Genomic DNA, 12,486 nt, shown 5'->3' on the forward strand with positions numbered 1-12,486 from the left:
CGGCCAGGGGGCGGCAGTGGTGATGGGTGCCGTATCCGTGTTGCCGGGCGTCAGTCGGCGCTGGGCGGCTGGTAGACATGGTCAAAAAACGCCTGCTCCAGCGCCACCGCGCGGCTGAAATAATCGGCCGCCTCGGCACGCACGTCGGGCTCGATGCTCTCGCCCATGCGGTCGAGCTCGGCGCGCAGCCAGCCGACAAAATCGCGGAAGAAGTCATTGGCGTGCAGGCTGATCCATTCGGCATGTTCAAAGCGCGGCGGCAGGCGCTGGCCGGGCTGGTCAAAGCCGTCCAGGTACAGGCCTTCGGCCACGCAGAGCACGGCCAGGCAGTTGGCGTATTTCTGGCTGCGCGCAGCCTGCCCCATCAGCGCCTGGAACTGCACGGTAGGCAGCGTCAGCGGCGGCGTATCGCGCTCCTGCTGGGACACGTCCAGCGCGTCAAAACTGCGCTGAAAGTAGGTGTTCTCGTCGCTGGTGATCATCGCCGCTAACTGCGCCAGGCGCACGCGCGGCGCAAAGCTATCGGCGCTGGCGATGGCCGCGCCCAAGAGCGCCACGAACTGGTTGATGAACTGGTAGTCCTGCACCAGGTAGCGGCGCAGCACCGCATCATCAAGGCTACCGGCCCGCATCTCGTCAATGAAGCGGTGCTGGATGCAGGCATCCCAGACGGGCTGGTTCAGCGCTTGAAGCGATTCGGAAAAACGGTCGGTCATGGTGGGCGGCAGGGGCTGCAACGGCAAAGAGGGCCATTGTGCCGCAACAGCCTTGTGCCTGCGTACCACCCTTGTGATGCGCTATGATTTTTGCACATCCCCACCCTCTCCCTCTGTTACCGAAAGACGAGCATGACCTCTGCCATCGACCGCCGCCATGTCGGCGCCCGCCTGTCCGAAATCGCCATCCACAACGGCACCGTCTACCTGGCCGGCCAGATCCCCGAGAACAACCCCGGTGCCGATATCGTCACCCAGACCCAGGAAGTGCTGAGCCATATCGACCGCCTGCTGGGCGAGGCCGGATCGAGCAAGGCCAGCATCCTGCAGTGCCAGATCTACCTGACCGACATCAGCGAGATTGGCCAGATGAACAGCGTCTGGGACGCCTGGGTGACCCCCGGCCACACGCCGCCCCGCGCTACCGTGCAGGCCACGCTGGGCAACCCGGCCTACAAGATCGAAGTGGTGGTGGTCGCCGCCGTCGACAAGGCCTGATCGGGGCGCGCTGGCCCTAACCAAGAACCTGTTCTAAGGCTGCGCTGAACGCAGCATTCCTTGCATACAAAGCCTGTCTTGCAACTTGCATGGCAGGCTTTTTGCTTGTGTCTCCCAGGCTGCACAAGTCGGTGAACGCTCACGGGTAATCCCTGTTCACTGATCGGTATGTGCATGGGTACATTTTGCATACAAGAAATTTACAACTTGTATACAAACCGAAAAGGAATGCGTATGCGTCGTTTTGTCAGATCGCTGTTCGGGCAGGTGGTGGTGGCTCTTATCGTTGGGGTCCTCATCGGCCTGCTGGTGCCGGAGTGGGCCGTCAACCTCAAGCCTTTGGGCGATGGTTTCATCAAGCTCATCAAGATGATCATCCCGGTGCTGGTGTTCTGCGTGGTGGTGCATGGCATCGCGGGCGCAGGCGACCTCAAGCGCGTGGGCCGGGTCGGCGTCAAGGCGCTGATCTACTTCGAGGTGCTCACCACCATTGCACTGGTGTTGGGCCTGGTACTGGCCTTTGTGTTCCAACCTGGTGCAGGCATGAACGTGGACCCGAGCAAGCTCGATGCCTCGGCCATGAGCGCCTACGCCAGCAATGCCGACAAGCTGACCAGCGGCGGCACGGTCGATTTCCTGATGAAGCTGATCCCCACCACCGTGGTGCAGGCCTTTGCCACCGGCGACGTGCTGCAGGTGCTGCTGTTTGCCGTGCTGTTTGGCTGCGGGTTGACCATGCTGGGCGAGCGCGGCGCGCCGGTGAGCCTGCTGATCGACACCATGTCGCATGTGCTGTTCAAGGTGATGGGCATCATCATCAAGCTCGCGCCCCTGGGTGTGCTGGGCGCGATCGCCTTTACCGTCGGCCAGTACGGCGTGGGCTCGCTCAAGCAGCTGGGCATGCTGGTGCTGCTGTTCTATGTGGCCGTCGCCTTCTTTGTCTTCGTGGTGCTGGGCTTTGCGATGCGCGTCTCGGGTTTCAGCCTCATCAAGCTGCTGCGCTACCTGCGTGAAGAGCTGATGGTGGTGTTTGCCACCACCTCGTCGGACAGCGTGCTGCCCCAGATCATGGCCAAGCTGCGCCACCTGGGCATCCGCGACTCCACGGTCGGCCTGGTGATCCCCACCGGCTACTCCTTCAATCTGGATGCGTTCTCGATCTACATCACCTTGGCGGCGGTCTTCATTGCCCAGGCCACCAATACGCCGATCTCGATGACCGACCTGCTGACCATCCTGGCCATTGCGCTGGTCACCTCCAAGGGCGCGCACGGCGTGCCGGGCTCGGCCATCGTGGTGCTGGCCGCCACCTTGCATGCGATCCCCGCGATCCCGGCCATCGGCCTGGTGCTGGTGCTGTCGGTGGACTGGTTCATGGGCATTGCCCGGGCGCTGGGTAACCTGATCGGCAACTGCGTGGCGACCGTGGCGATTGCCTCCTGGGAAGGCGATATCGACCGCGAGCGCGCCCATAAGGTGCTCAATGGCGAGAAACTACCGCAAGACACGGCACAATCGGAGCTGTCTACACCCCACGCCTGAGCCCATGACTGCTGTCAGCCCCACCACCATTGCAGAACGCGTCGTCGAAGCCATCCTCGCGCAGAAGCTCTCGCCCGGGGAGCGCCTGGGAGAGCAGGCGCTGGCAGACAACTTCTCGGTCAGCCGCACCTTGGTGCGTGAGGCGCTGATGCAGCTGCAGGCGCGCGGCTTTGTGCAGGTGCAGCCGCGCCGGGGCTGGTACGTGGTGCAGCCCAGTGCCGAAGAGGCACGCGACGCCTTCGCCGCCCGGCGCATCATCGAGGCGGGCATCCTGGAGACCGCAGGCCGCCCGATGCAGCAGGTGATCCGCCAGCTGCGCCTGCATATCGACGAGGAGCAGCGCGCGATCCAGGGCGCCGACGCGGCCACGCGCGCCTTTCTGCTGGCCGATTTCCACGTCTGCCTGGCCGAGAACATGGGCCACCGCCTGCTGGCCGATACCCTGCGCGACCTGACCGCCCGCACCACGCTGGCAGCAACGCTCTACCAGTCCGACCACAGCGCCGAGCAGTCCTGCGCGGACCATGCCAGCATTGTCGAGGCGCTGGAGCGGGGCGACGCCGAGCAGGCCCGCGCACTGATGCTGGCCCATATCGGCAACGTCGAAGAAGCGTTGGAGACCACCCCTCCGCCCCCGGAGACTGCGCCTGGCGAGCGCCTGCGTGCCACCCTGAGCCCCGTGCAGCGCTGATGCCCGAGCCACGCATGCGGCCGCGCAAGAGCGGCGGGCCGGGCCGACTCCTCAAGCCTGCCAGGCCCGCAAGCCCGGCCGGCCCGCCCCGGCTGCTGGGCTTTCACAAGCCCTATGGCGTTGTCAGCCAGTTCACGCCCGAGGGGCGCTGGCAAGGCCTGAAAGACTTTATCGACGTGCCCGGCGTCTATGTCGCTGGCCGGCTCGATGGCGACAGCGAAGGCCTGCTGCTGCTGACCAACGACGGCCAGTTGCAGGCCCGCATTGCCGACCCGCGCCACAAGATGGCCAAGACCTACTGGGTGCAGGTCGAAGGCATTCCCGATGCCGCCGCCTTGCAGCAGCTGCGCGATGGCGTGGACCTGAAAGACGGCAAGACCCTGCCGGCCCAGGTGCGCATGCTCGACCCGCAGCCTGCGATGTGGCCGCGCCACCCGCCCATCCGCGTGCGCCAGAGCGTGCCCGATTGCTGGATCGAGCTCATCATCCGCGAAGGCCGCAACCGCCAGGTGCGGCGCATGACCGCTGCCGTCGGCCACCCCACCTTGCGCTTGGTTCGCATGGCCATTGGCCGCTACTCGCTCGCTGGCCTGGAGCCCGGGCAGTGGACGGATCTGGCGCTGTAAAAAGTCGCCGCGCCAGGCATCATTGCGCCAGCAGCGGCAATGCATCCAAAGCCTCTTGCCCCGAGGGAAGGGCCACCGCCTGCCAGCCACCACGCCGGGGCCAAGGCCGGTAGTGCGCCAGCGGCAACACCTCCACCTGCTCGATCTGCCCTTGCAGCTGCGCGCCCAGCGCCTGCAAGGCCTGGCTGCGCTGCTGCGCGCAGGCCTGCACCTGCGCCCACTGCGCGCGCCGCTCGGCCGCGCTGAGGGCCGCCATCGCATGGGGCGCTGGCAGGCATTGCGCCGCAGCCAGCCAGCGCAACGCGCTGAGGTCGCCCGCGCCCAGTTGCTGCAGCTGCTGGGCATAGCGCTGCAGCCCCTCCGGCTCCAGGCGGCCCGCCAATTGGATGTCGAGCACATCGCCTTGCAGCCGGTAGCGCGCTGGCAGGGCGGCGGTCCAGTGGCTGCTGCCGTGGCGGCTACGCATGCTGGCAGCAATACGGCGGCTGCCCTGCACCAGCAGTGGTTGCACCAGCTCCAGCAGGGCCACATCGCGCAGGCGGGCTTGTTCCGGGTTGCGGGCGGGCGCCAGCTGAATGCGGATGGGCTGGCTGTCATAGCCGCGCCATTGCAGGCCCCAGGCCTGCAGCCCGGCCCGGTCGGGCGCCATCAGGCCCATGGCCAGCGCCGCTGGCACAAAGGCGATCGCCGCCCAGATCCACCATTCGGGCGACATGCGGCGGGCATTCCAGGCCTGGCCCTGCCGAAGCAGCGACCAGCCGGTGCTCAACTGCCCCAGCAGCCAGACCACCACCAGCACCACGATGGCGCCGGCCAGGCCCGTGCCCATCTGCAGCATCTCGGCCGGGTGCAGGCCCTCGGGCAGCACAAACAGGACCATCCAGCCGCAGGCCGTCGCCAGCAAGGCCGCCAGCATCGCGTAGAACGGCAGCCACACGGGCGTACGCAGGCGCCCGTCCTCCATCCGCAACGCCGGATCGCGCAGCGCGCGCCGCCCTTCGACCAGCCAGCCGATGCGGCCCGCTTGCGACAGCAGCACAAACACCAGCCCGCCTGCGGCCACTGCTATCAGCAGCGGCAACCACAGCCACAGCAGCAGCACGCCCAGCGCCGCCATCAGCACACCGCCCAGTACCAGCAGCGCCGCATGGCCGCGCTGCCGCTTTCCCTCTTGTCTCCAACCCATGGACCTCTGCACTCCCTTGTCTCTCATCTCCACCGGCATCCGGCATTCCTGTGCAAGAATGCCCTTTCGCACCCACTAAGCCTGCAAGACCAGCTATGGTTTTGGGAGTATATGAACTGGAGGGGATGGACGCGGCTGCCATACCCCCGCTGTAAGAACCTGTTCAAAGGAAACCCCATGCGCCCCTTGCTCAGCCTCTGCCTTGGCCTGGCCTTTCAACTGACGCAACCCCCTGCCCACGCACAGAACATGACCACGCTCGCCCTGCACCAGGCAGCGGCTGCCAACAACGGCAGCCGCATCCAGCAACTGCTGCAAAACGGTGGCGCCAGCGCCCTCGATGCACGCGATGCCCAGGGCCGCACGCCGCTGCTCGTAGCCACCCAGAGCAACCAGGTGGCAGCGGCCAGGGCCTTGATCGAGGCCGGCGCCGATGTGAATGCCAAGGACCACATCGAAGACAGCCCCTACCTGTACGCCGGCGCACGCGGCCACCAGGAGATCCTGCAGATGACGCTGGCCCATGGCGCCGACCTGCGCAGCACCAACCGCTATGGCGGCACCGCGCTGATCCCGGCAGCCGAGCGCGGCCATGTCGAGACCGTGCGCACCCTCATCAACGCCGGCGTCGATGTGAACCATGTCAACCGCCTGGGCTGGACGGCGCTGATGGAGGCCATCGTGCTGAGCGATGGCGGCCCGCGCCACCAGCAGATCCTGCAGCTCTTGATCGATGCCAAGGCCGATGTCAACCTGGCCGACAAGGAGGGCGTGACACCGCTGGCCCATGCCCGGCAACGCGGCTATAGCGCGATGGTGGAGATGCTGACAGCGGCCGGTGCGCGCTGAGGCGCAACGTTGTTTTATGCAATACGTTAATAAAAATTAGACTTTTTATAACTATTGCTTTATAGTGAACACCGTCTGAGAGGTATTTGCCGCTGTGCAAGCCTCTTTTTCCCGCTGGTGGGTGGCAGGGCTACTTCCAGCGTTCTTGGCGACATTCGCCTGGTTGGTCTGCAGAGCAGCAGTCAACCGCGTACCTACACGCTCACACAGGCTGCCCAAGCCCGTGATCCTGATTGATACCCATTTCTAAGACTTTTATTTCCATCGGGAAGTACCTCGTTTCCCCGTCGACCCACCAAGCGCCCAATGGCCGCTTTGGCGCCTCCTTCTCCTTCCAGCGATCACCGGGCAATGGCAGCTATTGCCGGGTATTCCGCTTCGACAAGACATTCGCCTCTGCAGAAGCGGCGCGCATCTTTGCAGTGACCCAAGGCTGGCTGCAGTCATCCATGCCCAAGCCTCCGGTCTGCTGACCGCGGGGTGGCAACACCACCCCTCCCATTCCTTGGCGACATGGCCTGGTCTGTCCAGTCCGCCGCCACTCCATGCGCACCCATGGTGCAACTTCTTTCAGAAAGGCTCTGACATGAGCAGCAAAATTTATGTGGGCAACCTGCCCTATTCCGTGACCGATTCCAGTCTCCAGGACAACTTCTCCGAATTCGGTTCGGTGACCTCCGCCAAAGTCATGATGGACCGCGATACCGGTCGCTCCAAGGGATTCGGCTTTGTCGAAATGGCCTCGGCCGATGTGGCCCAGGCAGCAATCGACGCGCTCAATGGCAGGTCGGTCGACGGACGCCAGATCGTCGTCAACCTGGCCCGCCCCCGTGAAGAATCCAGAGGCGCGGGTGGCTACAGCAACTCGGGCGGTCGCTCCGACGTGGGCTACGGCCAAGGCGGCTACGGCGGTGGCCGTTACTGAGCGCATCGCATCTTGAAGACCCGGCTGTCGTAGCCGGTTCGATCAGGCCTTACAAAGCGCCTCTCGGTACCGCTGGTACAGAGAGGCGCTTTGTCATGGAGCGGACACGGGGCCGTCCGGGCCGGGCGCAATCGCTCCGGCCTGCGCCAGCAGCTGCGCGATCCAGTCGATGAACACCCGCACCCGGCGCGACAGCTGCGCCCGGTGCAGGTAGAGCACATGCACCGGCAGCGCAGGCGGCGGGTAGCTGTGCAGCACCTGCACCAGCTCGCCCGACTGCAGATGGGCCTGCACGTCATAGCGCGGTATCTGGATCAGGCCCAGGCCCGCCAGCGCGCAGGCGATATAGCTCTCCACATGGTTGGCACCCACAGCCCCGGGCAGCACCATGCTGTGCTCGGCGCCGCCCTCCACCCATTCCCAGGCGGCAGGGCGCCCACTGGTGGGCGAGTTGTAGTGCACGCTCTGGTGGCCTGCCAGGTCAGCCGGTGTCTGCGGCGTGCCCTGCCGGGCCAGGTAGGTGGGGCTGGCGCAGTTGATCAGTTCCATGCTGCCCAGCGCCTTGGCCACCAGCGAGCTGTGGGCCAGCGGTCCCACGCGCAAGGCGCAGTCGATGTGCTCCTGCACCAGGTCCACCGCCCGGTCGCTGGAGCCCAGATCCACCTCCAGCCCCGGGTGCTGCGCCAGCAGCGCTGGCAATGCGGGGGCGACGATCAGCCGCGCCACGCGGCTGGGCACATCGATGCGCAGGCGCCCGGCCACGGCATGCGATTGCGGGCGAAAGCGCTGCTCGAGGTCCTGCATCTCATCAACCAGGCTGCTGGCGCTATCAACCAGCGCCTGGCCATCCAACGTCAGCGCTACCTTGCGTGTGGTGCGGTGGAGCAGGCGCGTGCCCAGCCGGGCTTCCAACTGCTGCACCGCCAGCGACACGGTGGGCCGGGGCAGCGCCAGCTGGTCGGCGGCCTGGGAAAAGCTGCCGGTCGCGGCCACACGCAAAAAGATGCGCAGCAGGTCAATGCGGTCCATAGCCCGGATCCTGCACATTCATTGTTAATAAATTCTGGATAAACATGGAATAAATTCTATATTTATCTTTGTTTCGTGACCAATTACGCTGAACAGCTCTGACCTATCCCCAAGGAGCTTTTCATGTCCAAACCCCAACACAGCCTGCAGGGCAAGACCGTTTTGATCGCCGGCGGTGCCAAAAACCTGGGCGGCCTGCTGGCCACCGACTTTGTCCAGCATGGCGCCAAGGCCGTGGCCATCCACTACAACAGCGCAGCGAGCAAGGCCGATGCCGAGCAGACGCTGGCAGCGCTGCAAAAGCTGGGCGCCAAGGCGGTGATGCTGCAAGGCGACCTGACCACGGCCGCCGCCGTGGAGAAGCTGTTTGCCGACACCGTGGCCGCGCTGGGCCGCCCCGACATTGCGATCAACACCGTCGGCAAGGTGCTGAAAAAGCCGATGGCCGAGATCAGCGAAGCGGAGTTTGACGAGATGGATGCGGTCAACAACAAGGCCGCCTTCTTCTTCTTGAAGGAGGCAGGCAAGCAGGTGAATGATGGCGGCAAGATCTGCACGCTGGTCACCTCGCTGCTGGGCGCCTTCACGCCGTTTTACGCGTCCTACGCGGGCACCAAGGCGCCGGTGGAGCACTACACCCGCGCAGCGGCCAAGGAGCTGGGCGCGCGCGGCATCTCGGTCACCGCCGTGGGCCCCGGCCCGATGGACACGCCCTTCTTCTACGGCCAGGAAAGCGCTGACGCGCAGGCCTACCACAAGAGCGCAGCGGCGCTGTCGCCGTTCAGCCAGACGGGCCTGACCGACATCGAAGACGTGGTGCCCTTTGTGCGCCACCTGGTGAGCGATGGCTGGTGGATCACCGGCCAGACGATTCTGATCAACGGCGGCTATACGACAAAATAAAGCCTGGAGGGCGCCGCCCTCCCACCACCACAAGGAGTTGCCCATGCATATGATTTTGGTCATGCTGACCGGCTTGCTGCTGCTGGCCGTCTTTGCCCTGCTGGGCAAGCTCTGGGGCGCCGATGCGGCCAGCATCGCGCTGGCGGCCAAGTACTTCATCCCCGCCTGGCTGGGGGTCGCGCTGGTCAATATGTGGGTCGGCGTCCACAAGGCCGGCTATACCGTCGCGCAGGAGCTGCCCATCTTGCTCGTCAACTTCGCCGTGCCCGCCGCGCTGGCGCTGGGCCTGGTCTGGTGGCTGGGCCGCGCCTGATCGGCGATTGGACAGAACACCACAGTTGCCGCGCTGCAGCATCGAAAACACTGGGCCCGCTGCCTGCCTTGCACTACGCTGGTGCGTGGAATTGGATGCCTGCAGCGGTTGATGGGGGTGTTCTCTACAGGCGGCAGCAAAGACCGACAAGTGCCTGCACACCTCGCCTGTTGTGAGCCGCAGACGCGCGCTTTACATTGTCACCGTGCCGTCATACCGACCCCGCAGCATCCATCCACTTGCTGATTCACCAACCCTGGGGACAACGGACGATGACAACACACCAACCCACCTTTCGCCTGGCCACGCTGGGCGCTGCGATGTGCGCAGCTCTGCTGATGACCGCCTGCGGCGGCGGCGATGATGATCCGAGCTTCAAGACCCTGGACGGCAAGCAGCCCCAGGTGATCGCCCACCGTGGCTACTCGGGCATGTACCCCGAGCAGACCCGCATGGCCTACGAGAAGGCGGCCGACGCCGGTGCCGACATGCTGGAGCTGGACATGCACATGACGCGTGACTGCCAGCTGGTGGCCCGCCACAACGCCTGGCTGAGCGACAGCACCAACATCGCCGATGTGGCCAAGACCAATGCCGCCGTGGCAGCCCGCAAGCGCACCACGCCCGGCGTGCTGGTGAATGTGAAATACCCCGCCATCCCGGCCAACGGCCCCAGCCAGTACCTGACGGACCTGGTCGAGCCGGGCAACCAGAAGTCGGTGCTCAAGGCGCTGATCGTCGACGGCGAAGACCACAGCAATGACTGGTCGATCAGCGACTTCACGATGCAGGAGCTGCGCGACTGGATTGCCGGCACCACCTTGGACAACCGCGCCGACCGCCCCACCGAGTGGAACGGCAAGCTGCCGCTGATCAGCGCCCAGGATGTGATCGACATCGCAGCGGCCAAGGGCAAGGCGCTGGGCCGCACCATCCCCGTGTATGCCGAAACCAAGAACCCCTACTGGAACAACCAGCAGGCGATCGCCAATGGTTGCGGCAGCGGCAGCCACCCGTTTGAAGATGCCGTGATGGCGCTGCTCGAGAAGAACAAGCTCAACAGCAAGGACTCGGCCATCTACATCCAGAGCTTTGACCCTGAGAGCCTCAAGTACCTGCGCAAGGCCGGCATGAAGGCCAAGGGCGTGCAGCTGATCGATGGCAATGACTTCGACCTCAAGGACGGCTCGATGGTCTACATCACCACCGATGAATGGACCTTCATCAGCGGCCGCCCCTACAGCTGGACCCTGGCTGGCGATGCCCGCACCTTTGCCGTGATGCAGACCCCGGCCGGCCTGGCCGAGATCAAGACCTATGCCGACGGCATCGGCCCCTGGAAGCCCCAGGTCCTGGCCCACTCCGTCGTGCCCTACAAGGACGGCGCCGGCCTGAAGGACGTCAACACCTTGAAGGACACCGGCCTGATCGCCAACGCCCACAAGGCTGGCCTGATCGTGCACAGCTTCACCTTCCGCAACGAAGCGGGCCGCCTGGCCGGCATCTACAAGGGTGACCCGGTGCAGGAGTTCCTGGCCTACTACCGCCTGGGCATCGATGGCGTGTTCACCGACTTCACCCCGACGGGCGTGCAGGCCCGCGATGCCTACATTGCCGAGCTGAAGAACCAGTAAGCCAGGCAGCTGCTTCCACCCCCAAGGACGCCCTGGCGTCCTTTTTTGATGCCTGCCTCAGCGCGCCAAGCGCGGCTGGCTGCGCCGCGCCAGCGCCCAGGCCAGCAGGTTCAGCGCCGAGCACATCAGCCAGTAGATCGCGCCCACCAGCAGGAACACCTCGGCCGGGTGCACCATCAGCCGCGCATTGACCTGGGTGGACAGAAAGGACAGCTCGCCCACGCCGACGATATAGGCCAGCGAGCTGTCCTTGATCAGGGTCACCCACTGGTTCACAAACGAGGGCAGCATCACCGCCAGCGCCTGGGGCAGGATGAGGCTGCGCAGCACCTGCCAGCGCGTCAGGCCCAGCGCCGCGCCCGCATCCCACTGGCCCGGCGCAACCGCCTGCAGGCCAGCGGCCACGCCATGGGCCAGGTAGGCGCCGCTGACCAGCGACAGCGCACAGACCACCGAGACGCTGCCCGGCACATCCACGTTGAACAGCACCGGCAGCAAAAAATAAATCCAGAAGATCAGCAGCAGCACCGGAATGGCGCGCAAAAAGCCCAGCACCACCCGCAGGTACTGCAAGGCCCGGCCCCGCCCCATCACCAGCGCAATGCCCAGTGCCAGCCCCAGCACGGCAGATAGCAGGCCGGAGACGGCGCTCAGCATCAGGCTCAGCAAGGCGCCGCCCGGTGGCCCATCGGGAAAGGTGCCCACCAGCAGGTAGTGCCAGTCATCGCTCAGTGCAGCAAAGTTCATGCGCGCCTCACCTCCACCCGGCCCCAGCGGCGGCGCTGGGCCAGGTGCTGGCTGAGCAGCTCCAGCCCGATGATCAGCACGATGTAGAGCAAGGTGGTGATGCCATAGACCTGGAAGGACTGGAAGGTCTCGGCCTCCACCTGGCGCGCCCGGTACGAGAGCTCGGCCAGGCCAATGGCCATGCCCAGCGAGGTGTTCTTGACGATGTTCATGTACTGGCCCATCAGCGGCGAGATGACCCGCGCCAGCGCCTGGGGCAGCACGATATGGCGCAGCAGCTGCCAGCCGCCCATGCCCAGCGAGCGCGCCGCCTGGCTCTGGCTGGCCGGCACGCTGTTGATGCCCGCGCGCACCTCTTCGCCCACATAGGCCGTCGCATAGAACACCATGCCGATGCAGGCCGAGACAAACTCCAGCGAAGGCCAGCCCAGGCTGAACGGGCCCAGCGCCAGGCTGTGCGCCTGGTTGAGCCAGGCCATCCAGGCCGGTGGCAGCAGGCTGGGAACGCCAAAGTACCAAAAGAACAGCTGCACCAAGAGCGGCGTATTGCGAAACACCGACAGGTAGGCCAGCGCCAGCCAGCGCAGTGGCGCCCAGGCCGTGCTGCGCGCCACCGCAAAGCCGATGCCCAGCACGGTGGACGCCGCCATCACCAGCAGCGAGGCCAGCACCGTGGTGCACCAGCCCTCCAGCAGCCAGCGCCAGTACTTGCCCGCCAGCAGATGCGGCCACAGCGGCTCCAGCCAGGAGATCAAAAATTGCATAAACACCAACCCCAAAAGGCACAGCCCCGCGCCTTCTCAGACGCGGGGGTTGTGCGGTACCTA

At 65.3% G+C, this 12,486-nt stretch carries 15 protein-coding genes; 10 read left to right on the forward strand and 5 right to left on the reverse strand.

What is annotated here, in order from left to right:
* Window positions 1-50: 50 nt before the first annotated feature.
* Window positions 51-716, reverse strand: a complete 666-nt coding sequence (locus F0Q04_RS01970; RefSeq protein WP_182344193.1) for a TenA family protein — start codon at window positions 714-716, stop codon at window positions 51-53.
* 132 nt (window positions 717-848) lie between these two features.
* On the opposite strand from F0Q04_RS01970, the gene F0Q04_RS01975 reads away from it, so the two are divergent.
* The 4 genes from F0Q04_RS01975 (at window position 849) to F0Q04_RS01990 (ending at window position 4,073) form a co-directional block, all read left to right on the forward strand.
* The gene (locus F0Q04_RS01975; RefSeq protein ID WP_182344195.1) at window positions 849-1,214 is read left to right on the forward strand and encodes a RidA family protein; all 366 of its coding nucleotides are present in this window, start codon (window positions 849-851) and stop codon (window positions 1,212-1,214) included.
* 234 nt (window positions 1,215-1,448) lie between these two features.
* A complete protein-coding gene (locus tag F0Q04_RS01980; RefSeq protein WP_182344197.1) occupies window positions 1,449-2,756 on the forward strand; it encodes a C4-dicarboxylate transporter DctA in 1,308 nt (435 codons plus the stop codon).
* 4 nt (window positions 2,757-2,760) lie between these two features.
* Window positions 2,761-3,447 (forward strand): GntR family transcriptional regulator, encoded by a 687-nt coding sequence (locus F0Q04_RS01985; protein WP_021025306.1) that lies wholly within the window; start codon window positions 2,761-2,763, stop codon window positions 3,445-3,447.
* The gene (locus tag F0Q04_RS01990; RefSeq protein WP_232539482.1) at window positions 3,447-4,073 is read left to right on the forward strand and encodes a pseudouridine synthase; all 627 of its coding nucleotides are present in this window, start codon (window positions 3,447-3,449) and stop codon (window positions 4,071-4,073) included. The genes F0Q04_RS01985 and F0Q04_RS01990 overlap by 1 nt, the downstream gene beginning before the upstream one ends.
* A 19-nt stretch (window positions 4,074-4,092) precedes the next feature.
* On the opposite strand, the gene F0Q04_RS01995 is transcribed toward F0Q04_RS01990, so the two are convergent.
* On the reverse strand, window positions 4,093-5,259 hold the full coding sequence (locus tag F0Q04_RS01995) for a hypothetical protein (RefSeq protein WP_182344199.1): 1,167 nt from the start codon (window positions 5,257-5,259) through the stop codon (window positions 4,093-4,095).
* A 249-nt stretch (window positions 5,260-5,508) separates the two neighbouring features.
* Between F0Q04_RS01995 and F0Q04_RS02000 the strand changes: the two genes are divergently transcribed.
* The 3 genes from F0Q04_RS02000 to F0Q04_RS02005 all read left to right on the forward strand — a co-directional run bounded on the left by F0Q04_RS02000 (window position 5,509) and on the right by F0Q04_RS02005 (window position 7,033).
* A complete protein-coding gene (locus tag F0Q04_RS02000; protein WP_232539483.1) occupies window positions 5,509-6,108 on the forward strand; it encodes an ankyrin repeat domain-containing protein in 600 nt (199 codons plus the stop codon).
* A gap of 263 nt (window positions 6,109-6,371) precedes the next feature.
* Window positions 6,372-6,581, forward strand: a complete 210-nt coding sequence (locus F0Q04_RS23915; RefSeq protein ID WP_116927500.1) for a hypothetical protein — start codon at window positions 6,372-6,374, stop codon at window positions 6,579-6,581.
* Window positions 6,582-6,694: 113 nt separating this feature from the next.
* Window positions 6,695-7,033, forward strand: a complete 339-nt coding sequence (locus F0Q04_RS02005; RefSeq protein ID WP_116927477.1) for an RNA recognition motif domain-containing protein — start codon at window positions 6,695-6,697, stop codon at window positions 7,031-7,033.
* 93 nt (window positions 7,034-7,126) lie between these two features.
* On the opposite strand, the gene F0Q04_RS02010 is transcribed toward F0Q04_RS02005, so the two are convergent.
* Window positions 7,127-8,062: a LysR family transcriptional regulator gene (locus F0Q04_RS02010; protein WP_116927476.1), complete on the reverse strand. Its 936-nt coding sequence runs from the start codon at window positions 8,060-8,062 to the stop codon at window positions 7,127-7,129.
* Between the two features lie 123 nt (window positions 8,063-8,185).
* Between F0Q04_RS02010 and F0Q04_RS02015 the strand changes: the two genes are divergently transcribed.
* From F0Q04_RS02015 to F0Q04_RS02025, 3 genes are all read left to right on the forward strand, one after another.
* Complete coding sequence (locus F0Q04_RS02015; RefSeq protein WP_116927475.1) at window positions 8,186-8,965, forward strand: SDR family oxidoreductase; 780 nt, start codon at window positions 8,186-8,188, stop codon at window positions 8,963-8,965.
* A gap of 43 nt (window positions 8,966-9,008) precedes the next feature.
* The gene (locus F0Q04_RS02020; RefSeq protein WP_021025328.1) at window positions 9,009-9,278 is read left to right on the forward strand and encodes a hypothetical protein; all 270 of its coding nucleotides are present in this window, start codon (window positions 9,009-9,011) and stop codon (window positions 9,276-9,278) included.
* 272 nt (window positions 9,279-9,550) lie between these two features.
* The gene (locus tag F0Q04_RS02025) at window positions 9,551-10,912 is read left to right on the forward strand and encodes a glycerophosphodiester phosphodiesterase family protein (protein WP_182344202.1); all 1,362 of its coding nucleotides are present in this window, start codon (window positions 9,551-9,553) and stop codon (window positions 10,910-10,912) included.
* A gap of 57 nt (window positions 10,913-10,969) precedes the next feature.
* Here the strand turns inward: F0Q04_RS02025 and F0Q04_RS02030 are convergent, their stop codons facing one another.
* Both F0Q04_RS02030 and F0Q04_RS02035 read right to left on the reverse strand, forming a co-directional pair.
* A complete protein-coding gene (locus tag F0Q04_RS02030) occupies window positions 10,970-11,659 on the reverse strand; it encodes an amino acid ABC transporter permease (protein ID WP_182344204.1) in 690 nt (229 codons plus the stop codon).
* Window positions 11,656-12,423 (reverse strand): amino acid ABC transporter permease, encoded by a 768-nt coding sequence (locus tag F0Q04_RS02035; RefSeq protein WP_182344206.1) that lies wholly within the window; start codon window positions 12,421-12,423, stop codon window positions 11,656-11,658. The genes F0Q04_RS02030 and F0Q04_RS02035 overlap by 4 nt, the downstream gene beginning before the upstream one ends.
* Between the last annotated feature and the right edge of the window lie 63 nt (window positions 12,424-12,486).

This window comes from Comamonas koreensis, assembly GCF_014076495.1.
In the GTDB taxonomy this organism is placed as follows: domain Bacteria; phylum Pseudomonadota; class Gammaproteobacteria; order Burkholderiales; family Burkholderiaceae_C; genus Comamonas; species Comamonas squillarum.